15 protein-coding genes are annotated in these 18208 nt (G+C 60.1%); 2 read left to right on the forward strand and 13 right to left on the reverse strand.

The genetic code is table 11. The features are described from left to right. Positions 1–4: 4 nt before the first annotated feature. From AC1DCP_RS00100 to rimP, 9 genes are all read right to left on the reverse strand, one after another. Complete coding sequence (locus AC1DCP_RS00100; protein WP_003514275.1) at positions 5–1021, reverse strand: class I SAM-dependent methyltransferase; 1017 nt, start codon at positions 1019–1021, stop codon at positions 5–7. Positions 1022–1096: 75 nt separating this feature from the next. After that, complete coding sequence (gene pnp / locus AC1DCP_RS00105) at positions 1097–3244, reverse strand: polyribonucleotide nucleotidyltransferase (protein WP_476774108.1); 2148 nt, start codon at positions 3242–3244, stop codon at positions 1097–1099. A 271-nt stretch (positions 3245–3515) separates the two neighbouring features. Then, entirely contained in the window at positions 3516–3785 is a 270-nt protein-coding gene (rpsO, locus tag AC1DCP_RS00110) for a 30S ribosomal protein S15 (RefSeq protein WP_003514294.1), read from the reverse strand. Positions 3786–3948: 163 nt separating this feature from the next. Next, a complete protein-coding gene (gene truB, locus AC1DCP_RS00115) occupies positions 3949–4896 on the reverse strand; it encodes a tRNA pseudouridine(55) synthase TruB (RefSeq protein ID WP_003514295.1) in 948 nt (315 codons plus the stop codon). 3 nt (positions 4897–4899) lie between these two features. Beyond that, complete coding sequence (gene rbfA / locus AC1DCP_RS00120) at positions 4900–5316, reverse strand: 30S ribosome-binding factor RbfA (RefSeq protein ID WP_065688456.1); 417 nt, start codon at positions 5314–5316, stop codon at positions 4900–4902. 75 nt (positions 5317–5391) lie between these two features. Further along, positions 5392–8139: a translation initiation factor IF-2 gene (gene infB / locus AC1DCP_RS00125; protein ID WP_065688455.1), complete on the reverse strand. Its 2748-nt coding sequence runs from the start codon at positions 8137–8139 to the stop codon at positions 5392–5394. 102 nt (positions 8140–8241) lie between these two features. Continuing rightward, the gene (locus tag AC1DCP_RS00130; protein ID WP_003514297.1) at positions 8242–8943 is read right to left on the reverse strand and encodes an RNA-binding protein; all 702 of its coding nucleotides are present in this window, start codon (positions 8941–8943) and stop codon (positions 8242–8244) included. Further along, complete coding sequence (nusA, locus tag AC1DCP_RS00135; protein WP_003514298.1) at positions 8940–10556, reverse strand: transcription termination factor NusA; 1617 nt, start codon at positions 10554–10556, stop codon at positions 8940–8942. The genes AC1DCP_RS00130 and nusA overlap by 4 nt, the downstream gene beginning before the upstream one ends. A gap of 64 nt (positions 10557–10620) precedes the next feature. Continuing rightward, a complete protein-coding gene (gene rimP, locus AC1DCP_RS00140) occupies positions 10621–11217 on the reverse strand; it encodes a ribosome maturation factor RimP (protein WP_003514299.1) in 597 nt (198 codons plus the stop codon). A gap of 287 nt (positions 11218–11504) precedes the next feature. Here rimP and AC1DCP_RS00145 point away from each other — a divergent pair, with 287 nt between their 5' ends. Beyond that, a complete protein-coding gene (locus AC1DCP_RS00145) occupies positions 11505–13133 on the forward strand; it encodes an MFS transporter (protein WP_076843882.1) in 1629 nt (542 codons plus the stop codon). A 90-nt stretch (positions 13134–13223) separates the two neighbouring features. Here AC1DCP_RS00145 and AC1DCP_RS00150 read toward each other — a convergent pair whose 3' ends face one another. Beyond that, complete coding sequence (locus AC1DCP_RS00150; protein WP_404944506.1) at positions 13224–14462, reverse strand: lytic murein transglycosylase; 1239 nt, start codon at positions 14460–14462, stop codon at positions 13224–13226. Positions 14463–14585: 123 nt separating this feature from the next. Then, positions 14586–15191, reverse strand: a complete 606-nt coding sequence (gene recR, locus AC1DCP_RS00155; protein ID WP_003514308.1) for a recombination mediator RecR — start codon at positions 15189–15191, stop codon at positions 14586–14588. A gap of 37 nt (positions 15192–15228) precedes the next feature. Between recR and AC1DCP_RS00160 the strand changes: the two genes are divergently transcribed. After that, positions 15229–15864 carry an MOSC domain-containing protein gene (locus AC1DCP_RS00160; RefSeq protein ID WP_065688453.1) on the forward strand — a complete coding sequence of 212 codons (636 nt, stop codon included), beginning with the start codon at positions 15229–15231 and terminating at the stop codon, positions 15862–15864. Positions 15865–15877: 13 nt separating this feature from the next. Here AC1DCP_RS00160 and AC1DCP_RS00165 read toward each other — a convergent pair whose 3' ends face one another. Beyond that, positions 15878–16201: a YbaB/EbfC family nucleoid-associated protein gene (locus AC1DCP_RS00165; RefSeq protein WP_003514318.1), complete on the reverse strand. Its 324-nt coding sequence runs from the start codon at positions 16199–16201 to the stop codon at positions 15878–15880. A gap of 27 nt (positions 16202–16228) precedes the next feature. Then, positions 16229–18106 carry a DNA polymerase III subunit gamma/tau gene (locus tag AC1DCP_RS00170; protein WP_065688452.1) on the reverse strand — a complete coding sequence of 626 codons (1878 nt, stop codon included), beginning with the start codon at positions 18104–18106 and terminating at the stop codon, positions 16229–16231. Between the last annotated feature and the right edge of the window lie 102 nt (positions 18107–18208).

Consider the following 18208-nt stretch of genomic DNA (forward strand, 5'->3'; position numbering starts at 1 on the left):
TTGCTTACTTCTGGGCGCTCAGGATCTTGAAGCGCGCGTTGCGGCATACCTCGGCGCTGGTGCGGAATTCCGCCGCCAGCACCGGCTCATAGGGCATGCCGCGATTGGCGACCATCAGCAGCTTTCCACCGTTGCGAAGCGCGCCGGCAGCCGTCTTGATAAAGGCCTGACCGAGAGCGGGTTCTGCCGCCTGTCCTGCCGCGTGGAAAGGCGGGTTCATGATGATGAGGTCGTATTTTTCTTTCGGCGGCTCGTTTGCAAGGTCCTGCCAGAAGAAGCGCGCCGTCAGTCGCGGATTGTTTTCAAGAAGATTGGTCTTGGCGAATTCGAGCGCGTTCCAGTCCGCTTCGAAAAGATCGATACGCGCCGTGCGCGGCGATTTTTCCGCCAGCATGACCGAGAGATAACCCCAGCCTGCGCCGAAATCGGCGGCGTTGCCGTCAAAGTCGGTCGGCAGGCGCGAGGCGAGCAGCTCCGAGCCATCGTCCACGCGGTCATGCGAGAACATCCCGGGCATGGCGGTGAAACGGCCAGCAACCGTAACGGAATGTTGCGCGAGTTTCGACACGGCAGATGCAACGTCTTCCGGCCGTTTGAACCAGAGGGCGACGCCGTGGTACTTCGGCGTCGATTCCGCCTCGATGCCAAGCTTTGCCAGCGTCTTGCGCAGCGTCAGAATGCCGTCTTCTTTCGATCCCGCCGCCACGATCAACCCACCCGCCTTGACGCGAGAGAGCGCTTCAGCGACGCGGTTTTCGTTCTCGCCGCGATGTTTGCCGCAAAGCAGCAACGCCGCATCGTAGTCCTCGCCGGAAATATCCGGCGTGACCTCTGCGTTCTGCGCCTGAAGAGCCCGGTAAAGCGGTCGAAAATTCTGAACCGAGACGATGTCAGCGTTAAAACCGTCTAGCCGCGGGCCGGCTTCCGCTCCCAGAAACAGAACGCGCTCGCCCTCTTTCGGCAAGTCGAGCATCTCTGCGGCAAAGGGATGGAAAAGGGTTTTAACAGCATCACGGCTCATTGGAGCGTCCTCAAGATGGAATAGAAAAAAGGCGCGGGCAAAACCCGCGCCTCGATAGGGTCTGGCGAGGCTGCCTTACTCGGCAGCGGCTTCGCCATCTTCCTTCTTCTTGTCTGCGGCAACTTCCTTGCCGGTTGCCTGGTCGACAACCTTCATGGACAGGCGAACCTTGCCACGCTCGTCGAAGCCCATCAGCTTGACCCAGACCTTGTCGCCTTCCTTGACGACGTCGGAGGTCTTGGCGACACGCTCGGAAGCGAGCTGCGAGATGTGAACGAGGCCGTCGCGGGCGCCGAAGAAGTTGACGAAAGCGCCGAAGTCAGCGGTCTTGACGACCGTACCTTCGTAGATCTGGCCGACTTCCGGTTCTGCAACGATCGAATGGATCCACTTGCGGGCCGCTTCGATTTCCTTGCCGGAAGCAGAAGCGATCTTGACGGTGCCGTCGTCTTCGATGTTGATCTTGGCGCCGGTCTTTTCGACGATTTCGCGGATGACCTTGCCGCCCGAACCGATGACTTMACGGATCTTGTCGACCGGAATGTTCATCACTTCGATGCGCGGTGCGAATTCGCCAAGCTGGCCGCGGCTCTCGGTGATGGCATTCGCCATCTCGCCGAGGATGTGCTTGCGGCCACCCTGTGCCTGCTCCAGAGCGATCTTCATGATCTCTTCAGTGATACCGGCGATCTTGATGTCCATCTGCAGCGAGGTGATGCCGTCGGCAGTACCTGCAACCTTGAAGTCCATATCGCCGAGGTGATCTTCGTCACCCAGAATGTCGGAGAGAACCGCAAAGCGCTCGCCTTCAAGGATAAGGCCCATGGCGATACCGGCAACTGGCTTGGCCAGCGGTACGCCAGCGTCCATCAGTGCAAGCGAGGTGCCGCAAACCGTTGCCATCGACGAAGAGCCGTTGGACTCGGTGATTTCGGATACGACGCGCAGCGTGTAGGGGAACTGTTCCGCAGTCGGCAGCATCGGACGGATAGCGCGCCATGCGAGCTTGCCGTGACCGATTTCGCGACGGCCCGGGGAGCCCATACGGCCCGTTTCACCGACCGAGTAGGGCGGGAAGTTGTAATGCAGAAGGAAACGTTCCTTGTACATGCCGGTCAGGCTGTCGACATACTGTTCGTCTTCGCCGGTGCCGAGCGTCGCAACAACGATCGCCTGGGTTTCACCACGGGTGAACAGCGCCGAGCCGTGCGTACGCGGCAGGATGCCAACTTCCGAAACGATCGGACGAACGGTCGACAGGTCGCGGCCATCGATGCGGCTCTTGGTGTCGAGAACGTTCCAGCGAACGATCTTCGCCTGAAGGTGCTTGAAGACAGCGCCGATTTCTTCAGGGCTATACTTCGCTTCGCCTTCTTCCGGCAGGAAGTGAGCCTTGACCTTCGCCTTTACGGCGTCGACGGCAGCGTAACGGGCAGCCTTTTCGGTGATCTTGTAGGCGGTGCGCAGTTCGGTTTCGGCAAGGCCGAGCATTTCGTTTTCGAGCGCGGAGAAATCTTCCGGTTCGAATTCGCGCGGTTCCTTGGCGGCAACTTCAGCGAGCTTGATGATCGCGTCGATAACCGGCTGGAAGCCGCGATGGCCGAACATGACGGCGCCGAGCATGACGTCTTCGTTGAGTTCCTTGGCTTCCGACTCCACCATCAGGACGGCGTCCTGCGTGCCGGCAACAACCAGATCCAGAACCGATTCATCCATCTCATCAAGATGCGGGTTCAGAACATATTCGCCGTTGATATAGCCAACGCGCGCGCCGCCGACCGGGCCCATGAAAGGAATACCAGACAGTGTGAGCGCAGCGGATGCGGCAACCATCGACAGAACGTCCGGGTCATTTTCGAGGTCGTGCTGAATGACCGTTACGACAACCTGCGTGTCGTTCTTGTAGCCTTCAGGAAACAGCGGGCGGATCGGGCGGTCGATCAGGCGGGAAACCAGCGTTTCCTTTTCCGACGGACGGCCTTCGCGCTTGAAATAGCCGCCGGGGATCTTGCCGGCTGCGTAGGTCTTTTCCTGGTAATTCACGGTGAGCGGGAAGAAGTCCTGTCCCGGCTTCGGAGACTTTGCGGAAACCACCGTCGCAAGAACCATCGTCTCGCCGTAGGTTGCGATGACGGCGCCGTCAGCCTGACGGGCAACCTTGCCTGTCTCGAGCTTCAGCGGGCGGCCAGCCCATTCGATTTCCACGGAGTGTTTATTGAACATATCTTGTCCTTGTTTGTGTATGCCCGCCTTGCGAGGGGGCAACGAACGACGCAATCACGGGCAAGACAGCCGGAGGCTTTTCAAGGTGCAAGCATCCGGCAATCCTGCCCCATGACAGGTCTGCGGTTGAAAAGGCTGCACCGGCCCATCCGGGGCTGCCTTATCGTCCGGGGGCCACATCTATGGCGAACGCCCGGAAATTGAAGATGACCTTCAAAAGGCCAGATATAAAAACCGGCGGGTATCGTTGCGAAACCCGCCGGATAAGGTTTTAGCGGCGAATGCCGAGAGCACCGATCAGCTTGCTGTAACGGGCTTCGTCCTTCTTCTTCAGATAGTCGAGAAGCGAACGGCGGCTCGAAACCAGCGTCAGAAGGCCACGACGGGAGTGGTTGTCCTTCTTGTGGTCCTTGAAGTGACCGGTCAGGTTGTTGATCCGCTCGGTCAGAATAGCGACCTGAACTTCCGGAGAACCGGTGTCGCCTTCGTTCGTTGCATATTCCTTGATGAGGGCGGCTTTGCGCTCTGCAGTAATCGACATCGGACGATCCTTTCTATTTTAAGGAAAAATGGGACGCCTAGAGCCGGGATGTCGTCCAGCTCTGGCCATTCGGCAGCATAGGCAAAGCCCAAGCTGGCGCTGCCTATAAACTATTCCGGGTACAATTGAAAGAGGCGATTGACGCCGCCCCTCAAGGCTCGTCTCAACCGAAAACGCGCTTCGGCCGGAATTCGCCCTCGCCGATCTCGCCGATGGCAATGAGCTTGCCATGCGCAGTGGCATAGGCCTCCGGGTGATTGGCAGGCGCATCACGCCCGCGTAGCAGGATCGGATTGCCCATCTTCAGCCGGTGTGCCTGATCATCATTGATGATGAGGTGGGGAAGGGATGAAAGCGCTTCCGCAGTGTCGATCAGAAAAGCATCGAGCGCTTCAAGCCGCTCGTCGCGGTCTTCGATGGCTTCGAGCGCCGTCAAGGTTTCGAGCGGTACCATCATGTCCTCGCCGAATGGCGCGACCATGGTACGGCGCAATTGCGAAATATGACCGAAACAGCCGAGATCCCGGCCCATGTCGCGCGCAAGCGCCCGCACATAGGTACCCTTGCCGCATTCCACTTCGAAATGAGCGGTGTCAGCGTCGGGGCAGGCGAGCAGCGTCAGGCGGTGAATTTCCACCTCGCGCGCGGGAATCTCCACCGTTTCGCCTTCACGCGCCAGATCATAGGCCCGCTCACCGGCAATCTTGATGGCGGAAAACTGCGGCGGCGTCTGCATGATCACGCCGGTATAATTGGGCAGAATATCGCGGATCGCCTGTTCGTCCGGGCGCTGGTCGGAGGAGTTGACAACCTCGCCTTCCAGATCGTCGGTTGCGCGTTCTTCACCCCAGGTGACGGTAAACTCGTAGATTTTCCGGCCGTCCATGACGTAAGGAACGGTCTTGGTGGCGTCACCGAGGGCAATCGGCAGCATGCCGGACGCCAAGGGGTCGAGTGTTCCGGCGTGACCTGCCTTCTGGGCGTTAAACAGCCATTTGATCTTGGAAACGGCTTCGGTTGAGCCGAAATCGAGCGGCTTGTCGAGAATGAGCCAGCCCGAAATCGGGCGGCCCTTGGGTTTGCGGTTCTGCTGTTTGCGTGGTTTGGACATGCTTCAGTTCTGTTCGTCGTCTTTTTCGTTCGAAGGTCCCAGATCGCGCTGCACCTCCGGTGACCGCAGGAGTGCGTCGATCTTCTGGTAGTTGTCGAAACTCGTATCGTCGCGGAAACGCAGTTCCGGCATGTACTTCATCTGCCGCAGCTGCGGGCCGAGGCGGCCGCGCATGAACTTGGCATGGCGGTTGAGCGCCGTGATGATGTCGGTATGATCCGCAACGCCAAGCGGCGTCACGTAAGCGGTCGCGATCTTGAGATCGGGTGACATGCGCACTTCCGAGATGGAAATGACGGTGCCTTCGATCAGATCGTCGCGGACTTCACCGCGCTGGAGAATTTGGGTCAGTGCGGCGCGCACCTGTTCGCCAACACGCAGCATGCGTTGCGAAGGGACCGATGATGTTGCTTTTGCCATGGGTAATGCCTCAAACGGAGCGAGCGCCGGTGAAGCCGGCGCCCGACAGAAAAGTCCTGTTTTGCGGCGAGACGCTTAGAGCGTTCTCGTGATGTGTTCGACGCGGAAGCACTCGATGGTGTCGCCGGCGCGAATGTCTTCGTAATTCTCGAAGGCCATACCGCACTCCTGACCAACAGGCACCTCGTTGACTTCGTCCTTGAAGCGCTTGAGGGTCTTGAGCTTGCCTTCGTGGATAACGACGTTGTCGCGCACCAGACGCACACCCGCACCACGTTCCACCTTGCCCTCGACGACGCGGCAACCCGCGACCTTACCGACCTTGGTGATGTTGAACACCTCGAGGATTTCGGCATTGCCGAGGAAGGTCTCGCGACGTTCCGGCGAAAGCAGACCCGACATCGCCGCCTTCACGTCATCCACCAGATCGTAGATGATGTTGTAGTAGCGGATTTCGATACCGGCGCGTTCGGACGCCGTACGTGCCTGTGCGTTGGCGCGAACGTTGAAGCCGATGATCGCGGCGTTCGATGCCTCGGCAAGCGAGATATCCGATTCCGTGATGGCACCAGCACCAGAGTGAACGACACGAGCGCGGACTTCGTCTGTGCCGAGCTTGTCGAGCGAAGCGATAATGGCTTCGACCGAACCTTGCACGTCCGCCTTGATGACCAGCGGGAATTCCTTCAATCCCGAAGTCTGCAACTGGCTCATCATCTGTTCCAGCGAGCCGCGCTGACCGGTCTGGCGGGCGACAGCCTTGTCGCGAGCCAGACGCTGGCGGTATTCGGAGATCTCGCGAGCACGACCTTCGTTTTCGACAACCGCAAAACGGTCACCGGCCGACGGCGTACCGGAAAGGCCGAGGATTTCGACCGGCATGGCCGGACCGGCTTCCTTGACATGGTCGCCCTTGTCGTTGACGAGCGCGCGCACACGGCCCCACTGATCGCCGGCAACGATGATCTGGCCGGGCTTCAGTGTACCCTTCTGCACGAGAACGGTCGCGACGGCACCACGTCCACGGTCCAGCTCGGCTTCGATGACCGTGCCTTCCGCAGTGCGGCTTGGATCCGCCTTGAGATCGAGGATTTCCGCCTGAAGCAGGATCGCTTCGAGCAGCTTGTCGAGGTTGAGCTTGTTCTTGGCCGACACTTCGACATCAAGAACTTCACCACCCATCGATTCCACGAACACTTCGTGCTGCAGCAGCTGCTGGCGAACCTTTTCAGGGTTTGCCTCGTGCTTGTCGATCTTGTTGATCGCAACGACGATCGGAACACCGGCCGCCTTCGCATGGTTGATCGACTCGATCGTCTGCGGCATCACGCTGTCGTCGGCTGCAACAACCAGCACGGCGATGTCGGTTGCCTGCGCACCACGGGCACGCATTGCCGTAAAGGCGGCGTGGCCGGGGGTGTCGATGAAGGTGATCTTCTGACCGTTCTTTTCGACCTGATAGGCGCCGATATGCTGGGTGATGCCACCGGCCTCGCCAGCAACAACATTCGCCTGACGGATAGCGTCGAGCAGCGAGGTCTTGCCGTGGTCGACGTGGCCCATGATGGTCACGACCGGCGGACGGGAAACCATCTCGCCTTCATCGTCAGCCTTGTTGAAGAGACCCTCTTCAACGTCGGATTCGGAAACGCGCTTGACCGTATGGCCGAATTCGACCGCGATCAGTTCCGCCAGATCGGCGTCGATCACGTCGCCCGGCTTCAGCATCTGGCCTTCCTTCATCAGGAACTTGATGACGTCAACGGCGCGCTCGGACATGCGCTGCGACAGTTCCTGAATGGTGATGGTTTCCGGCAGGATGACTTCGCGCAGAACCTTTTCGCGGGTTTCCTGCATCTGGCTGCGACGGAATTTCTCCTGGCGGCGGCGCATGGATGCCATCGAGCGGCCACGCGGCGTACCATCTTCTTCCAGATTGGCGGCGGTCACGGTCAGCTTGCCACGACGGCGCTCTTCTTCGGTCTTCAGGCGGGCTGCAGGCTTGGCCGGAACCGGAGCCACGACCTTGCCACGAGCCGGAAGGCTGCTGCCACGACGGACTGCACCGCGATCGTCCTCGTCGTCACCACCGGTGCGGCGTCCGCGGGGAGCGGCGGCATCGGGCGTGGCGGGAGTGGAACGGGGAGCAACAGGCTGGGGACGGGCGTCAGCGCGTGGCGCCGGCGCAGCGGTCGCAGCCGGCTTTTCGCCGGACAGATCGGATTTCGCTTCCGTAACAGGCTGGCTCGCAGCGATCTTTGCCGCAGCAGCCTCTTCGGCAGCGCGGTTTTCGGCTTCGATTTTTTCAGCGGCGATGCGTTGTTCTTCTTCCACCTTGCGGCGAGCTTCGTCTTCGGCGCGCTGCTTGGCTTCGATAACATCGCGAGCCTGCGCTTCTATCAGCGCACGGCGGCGGGCTTCCATCTCGCCTGCGGACAGGTCGTGCAGAACGTTGCCGCGCGGACGGTCAGGCTGACGCTGCTGCGGTGCGGACGAGCCGGGGCGCTGCTGCGAATGGGAAGAACCCGGACGCTGCTGTTGGTTGCTCGGCTGTTGAATGCGTTGCTGTGGGGCCTGCGGACGCGGTGCCGAAGGGGCAGGCGCTGCCGGCTTCGGCGCCGGAGCTGCCGCCACGACAGGCTGAACCGGCTTCTCGTCTTCGGGACGCAGGGGGCGGCGCTTGCGTGTTTCCACGACAACCGCGTTGGTGCGACCTCGACCCATGTCCTGCCGCACGGTGCCCTGATTCATCCCGCCCGGTTTCAGGGTAAGAGTCTTCTTGGCCGGCGCATTGAGTGTCTTGTCGTCGTTGTTGTCGGTCATTCCGTTCCCGTTCCTACGGACGAGAACCGGATGACATCCATCAGGTCTCGTCGTTCAATTGCTGCATCGGAACGCGGCGGCCGTTCATGTTTGGCAACCGCGTCATTGTACTGTCCGGGCAGCGTCGCGTTCCGCCTCAGGCTGACCGCCAAGGCGGTACTGCTTAAGCATCTTTGCGCGCTTCACTACACCCTCACCCGCCTGCCCCGCAAGCGCGCAAGCATGGATAAAAGCATTCTGGCCCATCAACTCGTCCATTTCGGCTTCGCTAAAGAGCCGGAAGGACGGAATTTCATTGCCGGCATCGCTGCCGAGCTCCCAGGCCTTGCGGGCCTGGTCCAGTTTTCGCACGCCGTCTGCCGCGGCATCGGTTGCGTGGAACACGGCAATCGCATTCCCCGAACGGACGGCGGCATCGACTTTCGTCGCGCCGCTGATGAACTGACCCGCCTTGCGCGCCATGTTCATCATTCCGGCAAGCTGCTGCGACATCAGCCGGTCGAGAAGAGCGAGAAGCTCCGGCCCGGCCTTGACGTCGCGTTTGAGTGCCCGTGCGAAGATCTTCTTCGCGATGGCTTTCTCTATCAGGGCGCGCTCCGGCTTTACCCAGCATCCGCGCCCCGGCAATTGGCGTTTCAGGTCCGGAACGACGTTGCCGTCCGGCCCTGCGACGAAGCGGATCAACTCGTCTGGAGATCCGCTCTGCCTTGTCACAATGCACATACGTCCATTGACGTTGCCTTCCAGCCGCCCGTCCTCATCGGTTTCGGGCAGCTCGTCCGGCTCATGCACCTGCGATGTCATTCCTGTTCGGCGGTATCCGCCTCCTCAGTAGCTTCCGCATCGACTTCCTCTTCGGAAGCCAGATCCTCGGCCGTGATCCAGCCTGCCAGAAGACGGGCCTGCACAACCATGTTCTCAGCTTCGACGCGCGATACGTCGAGCTTGGAGAAGATGCCTTCGAACTTCTTCGTCTCGCCGTCCTTGCGTTCGCTCCAGCCGACCAGATCGTCTGCGGCGCAACCGGCAAAGTCCTCGATGGTCTTGATACCGTCTTCACCAAGGGCAACCATCATCTGCGAGGTCAGGCCTTCGATCTGGCGCAGCTCGTCGGCAACGCCGAGTTCCTTGCGCTTGGCGTCCATTTCGGCTTCCAGGCGTTCCAGATATTCGCGGGCGCGGGTCTGGATTTCATCGGCGGTGTCATCGTCGAAGCCGTCGATCGAGGAAATTTCGCCAAGATCGACATAGGCAAGTTCTTCAACCTGCGCGAAGCCTTCGGAAGCCAGAACCTGACCAACCATCTCGTCAACGTCGAGGGCGTCCATGAAGAGTGCCGTGCGCTCGTTGAATTCCTTCTGGCGACGCTCGGATTCTTCCTGCTCGGTCATGATGTCGATATCCCAGCCGGTCAGCTGCGATGCCAGACGTACGTTCTGGCCGCGGCGGCCGATGGCGAGCGAAAGCTGCTCGTCGGGAACCACAACTTCGATGCGTTCGGATTCTTCATCCAGAACGACCTTGGCCACTTCAGCGGGCTGCAGAGCGTTGACGATGAAGGATGCCGGCTCCTGGCTCCACGGAATGATGTCGATCTTTTCGCCTTGCAATTCGCCGACAACGGCCTGAACGCGCGAACCGCGCATACCGACGCAGGCGCCGACCGGATCGATCGACGAGTCGTTCGAGATGACGGCGATCTTGGCGCGCGAACCGGGGTCACGGGCAACCGACTTGATCTGGATGATGCCGTCGTAGATTTCAGGAACTTCCATGGTGAACAGCTTCACCATGAACTGCGGATGTGTACGCGACAGGAAAATCTGCGGGCCACGCTGCTCGCGGCGAACGTCGTAGACGTAAGCGCGTACACGGTCGCCATAACGCATGTTTTCCCGCGGAATCATCTCGTCGCGACGGATGATGCCTTCGCCACGGCCCAGATCGACGATGACATTGCCGTACTCGACGCGCTTGACGGTGCCGTTGACGATTTCGCCGATGCGATCCTTGAACTCGTCATACTGACGGTCGCGTTCTGCTTCGCGCACCTTCTGAACGATGACCTGCTTGGCGGACTGTGCGGCGATACGGCCGAAATCCATCGGCGGCAGCGGATCGGCGATGAAATCGCCGAGCTTGGCGTCCGGGTTGCGGTCGCGGGCAAGTTCGAGCGGAATCTGGGTCGAATAGTCTTCGGCCGTCTCTACCACTTCCAGAAGACGCTGCAGGCGGATTTCGCCGGTCTTGGAGTTGATGTCGGCGCGAATGTTGGTTTCCGAACCATAGCGCGAGCGGGCGGCTTTCTGGATAGCGTCGGCCATTGCGGCAAGCACGATTTCGCGGTCGATGACCTTTTCGCGCGCCACAGCGTCGGCGATCTGCAGAAGCTCAAGCCGGTTAGCACTCACTGCCATTTTTTTGTCTCCGTAAGTCGCATAATTGCGGGGATCACCCGTTTTCCGGGCTTTTACGTTGGAATTAGTCTTCGTCTGCTTCGTTTTCGTCGTTCTGGTTTGCGGCGGCGGCCTTTGCCGCCTTGTCTGCCCGCAGCGCATCACGAATAAGGTCGTCCGTCAGAATGAGCTTCGCATCTGAAAGCGCGCTGAACGGAATGGTGACTGTCGGTTCGTCGCCATAGGCGATCTGGTCGCGTTCCAGCTTGAAGCCGTCCGCATCCACCTCGACGATCTTGCCGCGAAACCGCTTGCGGTTTTCGACCAGAATGGAGGTTTCGGCCTTCACCAGATGGCCCTGCCAACGGGTGAAATCCGACTTGCGAACCATCGGCCGGTCAATGCCGGGCGAGGAAACTTCGAGATGATACGCCTTATCGACCGGATCTTCCACATCAAGAACCGGTGAAATCGCCATTGACACGGCTTCGCAGCCCTCGACGGTCATGGTGCCATCTTCCCGCTCGGCCATCACCTGCAGGGTCATGCCGTTCTGGTTGGAGAGCCGCACGCGCACCAGAAGATATCCCATGCCCGTCAAAACAGGCTCGATGATTTCGGCGATGCGCTGGTCGATTCCCGTTTCGGTTATCAGTCGCGGTTCATGTACGGTGTCTGCCATCTGGCCTTCCGGTCTTTAGATTTTCACCGGGCGCTCAGCCCGTGGTTTCCGGTTCGCCTAACGAAAAAGAGCGGAGCCTTGCGGCCCCACTCTTCATCAAGCGATCAAGAATTTCAAAGGTCATATAGACCCATCAGGGCAGGATTGCAAGGTTTTCGCGGGCAGGGCGCGTCAGTCACGGCTGCGGCCACATTTTCACCTTCACCGTGTCGGAAAGGGTGGCATGATTTCCGGCACTGTCTATAGTTGCCGTTTGACAAATCGCAGTTGCATCAAGTGGACTGATCGTGCCTGACCGTAAATCGCCACTCGCGCCTTTAAGGCATTTGACTTACAGACGAATCTGGATCGCGAGCCTTGCCTCGAATTTCGGCGGTCTGATCCAGGCGGTTGGCGCCGCGTGGATGATGACCTCGCTGTCGAGTTCCGAAAACATGATCGCGCTGGTACAGGCCTCCACCTCGCTGCCGATCATGATGTTTTCGCTGATTTCAGGCGCACTGGCCGATAGTTTCGACCGCCGCCGCATCATGATTTCCGCTCAGATCCTGATGCTGACGGCTTCCGTGCTGCTGACGGTTTTTGCCTGGTCCGGCTGGCTCACTCCGTGGTTGCTGCTCTTCTTCACCTTCATGATCGGCTGTGGCACGGCGCTCAACAATCCGTCCTGGCAGGCGTCCGTCGGCGAAATGGTGCCGCGTGAGGATCTGCCCGCTGCCGTGACGCTGAACAGCGTGGGCTTCAACATCACCCGCAGCGTCGGTCCTGCCATCGGCGGCATCATCGTCGCTGCCGCCGGCGCCGCGGCCGCGTTTTTCGTGAACGCGCTCAGCTATTTTGCCCTCATCTACGCGCTGGTTCGCTGGCAGCCGCCCAAATATGCCTCGACCTTGCCGCGCGAGCAGCTTCTTGCCGCCATATCGGCCGGGATGCGTTATGTGGCGATGTCGCCGAATATCGGCAAGGTTCTGGTGCGTGGCTTTCTCTTCGGCCTTTCCGCCAGCGCCATCCTGGCGCTGATGCCGATCGTTGCCCGCGATCTGGTCGAGGGTGGCCCGCTGACCTACGGCGTCATGCTCGGTGCGTTCGGTGTCGGCGCTATCGGCGGCGCGCTCGTCAGCGCCAGACTTCGCGAGGTTTTGTCCAGCGAATGGATCGTGCGTGTCGCCTTTTTGGGCTTCGCCTTCAGTTCCGGCGTGACGGCGGTCAGCACGAACGCGATCGTAACCTCGCTTGTTTTGACTATTGCCGGTGCCTGCTGGGTTCTGGCGCTTTCCCTGTTCAATACCATCGTCCAGCTTTCTGCCCCGCGCTGGGTGGTGGGCCGGGCGCTGTCGCTTTACCAGACGCTGACCTTCGGCGGCATTGCCGTCGGCAGTTGGCTGTGGGGCGAGCTGGCGGAAGATTACGGTATTTCCTATTCGCTTCTCGGTTCGTGCGTGCTGATGCTGCTGGGCGTCGTCGTCGGCCTCAAACTCGCCATGCCCGCTTTTGCTTCACTCAATCTCGATCCGCTCAACCGTTTCGTCGAACCGCCGCTAAGGCTCGATATCAAGCCGCGCAGCGGGCCGATTGCCATTCTTATAGACTATGAAATTCATGACGAGGATCTTGGCGAATTCCTGCCTTTGATGGCCGAGCGTCGCCGCATCCGTCTGCGCGACGGCGCGCGCAACTGGAACCTGATGCGTGATCTGGAAAATCCAGATATCTGGACGGAAAGCTACCATGTACTGACATGGGTGGAATATGTCCGCCACAACCACCGCCGCACCCAGGCGGATGCGGAAGCCTGGGACCGGCTGCTGGCCCTTCATCGCGGCAAGACACGGCCCCGCGTGCACCGGATGATCGAGCGGCAAACCATTCCGCCGACAGATGACATCTTCCACAAGCCGCATACGGACCAGCATTGAGAGACGATAGGGCTAAGTAGTGGCGATGTCATGCTCGGGACAAGCCCGCGCATGACGGAGGAGAGGTTTTCACACGTCGCCAGTAAGCTGCTATTTCAGCTTCGCTTTCAGCGTAGCATCGGGAAAGCAGGTCGGTGACAGACCGTTTTTCGCCTGCCAGTCGCCCAGTGACCGGCGTGTCTTGAAGCCGGCCAGCCCGTCCGCCTTGCCGACATCATATCCCTTGGCGACCAGTGCCTTCTGCATGGCAAGAACGTCGGAGCGCAACATCGATCCGACATTGCCCCATTCGCCCTTGAACGGCCCCGCCCCATGGGAGATGCGGTCGGCGAGATTGCCGATGAACAGCGCGTAGAGATCGGAATTATTGTATTCCTTGATGACGTAGAAATTCGGCGTCACCACGAATTCCGGCCCGTGCCTCCCGGCCGGCACAAGCATCATGCCGTCGGCGGAGAGGTCATTGGAGGGAAAGGCCTTTCCGGAAATGCGGGTGATCCCCATCTTCGCCCACGCACTCACCGGCCGGGCAAGATCCGGGCCTTCCTGGGCGCAGGAGACGTTGCCGGGTATAGACACTTCGAAGCCCCAGTCGCGATCCCTTTGCCAGCCTCTATGCGAAAGATAGTTCGCTATGGATGCCAATGCGTCCGGCACGGAGTTCCAGATATCGCGGTGGCCGTCGCCATCGAAATCAACGGCATATTTGAGATAGCTCGACGGCATGAATTGCGGCTGACCGAGCGCGCCTGCCCAGGACCCCATCATGCGCGAGGCCGCAATATCGCCGCTTTCGACGATCTTCAGCGCATCGATCAGCTCGGTGCGGAACATCTCCTTGCGGGTCGACATATAGGCTTTCGTCGCCAGCACATCGACAACCGAATGCGGCAGTTTCGCACGGCCGAAACCGGATTCGCGGCCCCAGATCGCCACGACGACATCGCCGGGCACGCCATATTTGGCTTCGATCCGGCGAAGGGTGGCGGCATGCGTCGCGGCCAGAGAGCGGCCGGTGGCGGCAAGCCCCTGCAATCTTTTTTCGGAGAAATAAGCGCCGGGCGATGAAAATTCGGCCTGGCTCTGGCTCTGTTCCTTCGGCGGCTTCTGGCCGGGGATGACGAGATCAGGCAGACTCCAGTTGATGGAAAGGCCGCTCAGCGCAGCCTCCAGCGTCTTTTGCGAAATTCCCGCCTTGCGCGCTTCCGGCCAGATTTCCTTTTTCAGCCATGCATTGAAATCGGCATCGTACCGGGCAGCAGCGGCACCTGTCGGCGCGGATTGCGCCAGAGCGTCCGTTGCTGAAAAAACGGAAAGAATGGCGGCCAATGCCTTGAGGCTTTTCCAGGAAAAGTGGAGGCCGGTTTTCCGTCTGGAAATGCGCCAAAACAAAGAATCAAATCGGTTTCGCATTCGGTCTCCTCTTCGAGTGACGGACAGGGAAAGAAGGCGTCAGATCGTTGTGCGAGCGCGCAGCGCCGCCGTCAATGTGCCCTCATCGAGATAGTCCAGCTCGCCGCCAACAGGCACGCCATGCGCAAGCCGGGTGATCTTGATGCCGAGATCGGCCAGGCGGTCGGTGATATAATGGGCTGTTGCCTGTCCCTCCACCGTCGCATTGACGGCGATGATGAGCTCGCGAATACCGCCGGCGCTGACGCGATCGATCAGTCCCTTGATGTTCAGATCTTCCGGCCCGACGCCATCGAGCGGCGACAGCGTGCCTCCAAGCACATGATAGGCGGTATTCATGGCGCCTGCTCGCTCCAGCGCCCACAGATCCGACACGTCTTCCACCACGATGATGACCGACTGGTCACGTCTATCATCGGCGCAGACCGTGCAGGGATCGATGGTATCGACATTGCCGCAGCACGAGCAGATCTTCACCTTGTCATAGGCTTCACCCATCGCGTGGCCCAGCGGTCCAAGAAGCTGTTCCTTCTTCTTGATGAGATGCAGCGCCGCCCGCCGCGCCGAGCGAGGCCCAAGCCCCGGCACTTTTGCAAGCAGCTGGATCAGTTTTTCGATTTCGGGACCGGTGACTCGTTTTGCCATGAGCGCTTTCTACTGCATAAATCGGGAAACGGGAATCATGAAGCGCGAAGGGCAGTCCATGAAAATACGGGCAGTGTGCCGGGGCGAGGCGAAAGCCTTGCCGGGAAAGACGGCGAAGACGGGTATTTTCAAACATGCCGTGCAGGGCGCGGTGATGGTCGATGCGCAAGGCATCGTCAGCGACGCTGTCTGCAATCGTAAACATCACGGCGGGCCGGATCAGGCGATCTACGCCATGGGCTCAGCCGATCTCGATTTCTGGTCGCGTACGCTGGGTTTTGTGGTTGAGCCCGGATTTTTTGGGGAAAATCTGGTTCTGGAAGGTGTCGATAGTGCAAAACTGCATGTCGGCGACAGGTTTTCAGCCGAGGAAGTGGTGCTGGAAGTGACCGCCGCCCGCATTCCCTGCGCCACCCTGTCAACCCGGCTCGGCGATCCCGGCTTCGCGCCGCGTTTTCGGCAGGCGGGTCAGCCGGGCGTTTATTGCCGGGTTCTGAAAGGTGGAATGCTCAGCGCCGGTGAAGGCATTGCTTTCGAACCCTATCAGGGAACGAAACTGCCCATACCGGTCATTCTCCAGCGCTTCCGCCCCATGCAGCTTACCAGGGACGAACGTGCCGCATATCTCGGCACCCCGCTTGCGAGCCGGTTCCGCGCCATGCTGGAAGTCTGAATTCGTAAGAATATCAGAACGGCAGCTTCATGCCGGGCGGGATCGGCAGGCCAGCCGTGATTTCCTTGGTCTTTTCAGCGGTGATGGCCTCGGCGCGCTCCTTGGCGTCATTGTGGGCGGCGACGATCAGGTCTTCGAGAATTTCGACGTCGTCTTCCTTGAAGAGAGACGGATCGATCTTCAGGCCCAGCAGGCTGCCCTTGCCATTCAGCTTCACGGTGACGAGACCGCCACCGGACTTGCCTTCGACTTCAAGCGCGGCGATATCCGCCTGCATCTTTTCCATCTTGGCCTGCATTTCCTTGACCTTGCCCATCATGCCCATGATGTCGCGCATGTGCCAAACTCCTGTTTTTGTTATGTATTAAAATTCGATGTCGTCGCCGGGAAGGATGTCGCCCTCGCTCGATTCGGCAACCGAAGGCGGCGGGGCGATCTCGTCCGGCTCGTCCTGCTGGGTGACGCGAATGCGCACGTCGGTGATTTTAGCACCTGGAAACTGTTGAAGAATGGCTGCAACGTCAGGGTCCTGCCTCGCATCCACGAGGCGGGCGTCGCGCGCACTGCCCTCTGCTTCAACCAGCGTCGGCTGACCCTGTTCCTTGCTAAGGCTGACGATCCAGTGGATACCGGTCCACTCTTTCAGCTTCACACCAAGCTCGCCGGGGAGCGATCCGGGTGCGCCATCGCCGAGGCGCATGTCGAGCCGGCCCGGCTCCAGCCGCACCAGCCGCACGAAGTTGCGAACCTTCGCCCGCATGACGGGATCGCGATTTTTCTGGCACAGGTCGGCAATGTCCTGAAGAGAGTTGACGGGAACCTTCGGCTCCGGCCGTTCTTCGGTTTTTGGTGCCGCGACCTGCATTTCCTGCGGGCGGCTGTCAGGCACGGCGCGCAGCATGGTCGAAGGCTGCGAGCTTGCCGGCCTCTGGGCGGAAAGCTCCACAGGTCTTCCTGCGGCCACTGTCTGTCCTGAGGAATAGGCCCGCGCACCTCCGCCATTGCCGCCACCCGAAGGCGCGCCATTGGAATAGCCGCCATCGCTGTTGGAAAGTTCGAGCAGGCGTCGCGCCGCGTCTTCCGGTGCCGGAAGATTGGCGGCGTGCGAAAGGCGGATCAACACCATTTCGGCCGCACCCGCAGGACGTGAGGCATTTTCAGTTTCCGGAATACCCTTGAGCAGCATCTGCCAGATACGCGACAGCGCAGTCACGGCGATTGTCTCGGCAAATTCCGCGCCACGCACGCGTTCGATCTCGGACAGCGAGGGATCTTCCGCCGCATCCGGCACATATTTCATGCGGGTGACGAGGTGAGTGAAATCGGCAAGGTCGTTCAGCACGACGACGGGGTTGGCGCCTGCCTCGTATTGACCGTTGAATTCCGAAAGTGCCGCCGCGACATCGCCTTTGATGATGTGCTGGAAAAGATCGACGATGCGCGCCCGGTCGGCAAGACCCAGCATGCCGCGCACCGCCTCGGCTTCCACGCGTCCGCCGCCATGGGCGATCGCCTGATCGAGCAGGGAAAGACCGTCACGGGCGGAACCCTCAGCCGCGCGTGCAATCATTGAGAGCGCCTGCGGTTCGGCCTCGAAACCTTCCTTGCCGGCAATGGCAGTGAACAGGCCGACGAGATCGGCGGCGCTGATGCGGCGCAGGTCGAAGCGCTGGCACCGCGACAGCACGGTGATCGGAACCTTGCGGATTTCAGTGGTTGCGAAGATGAATTTCACATGCTCCGGCGGCTCTTCCAACGTCTTAAGAAGACCGTTGAAGGCCTGCGTCGAGAGCATGTGCACTTCGTCGATGATATAGACTTTATAGCGCGCCGAAACCGGGCGGTAACGCACCTGCTCGATGATCTCGCGAATGTCGTCAATACCGGTATGGGAGGCGGCGTCCATCTCGATCACGTCGACATGACGGCCTTCCATGATCGCCTGACAATGTTCGCCGGGGATACGCAGGTCGATGGTCGGTTTGTCGATGGTGTCGGTCTTGTAGTTCAGCGCACGGGCAAGAATACGCGCGGTGGTCGTCTTGCCCACACCGCGAACACCGGTCAGCATATAGGCCTGCGCGATGCGGCCTGTCTCGAACGCATTCGTCAGCGTGCGGACCATCGGCTCCTGGCCGACCATCAGATCGGAAAAATCCTTCGGACGATATTTGCGTGCCAGTACCCGGTAGCCGGTCCCGCCCTGGGATTCGCTTGATGTGGTGGGTAAGGTGTCGCTCATCGCCTCGCCAGTTTATTTTGCCAGTTTGTCGTAGAGCGCCGTGCGTCCCATTGGACGCATCAGGCACGCTCTATTCCTCTAAAGTCTGCACATCATGCCGAT

The sequence above is a fragment of the Agrobacterium sp. 10T429 genome (assembly GCF_056393925.1).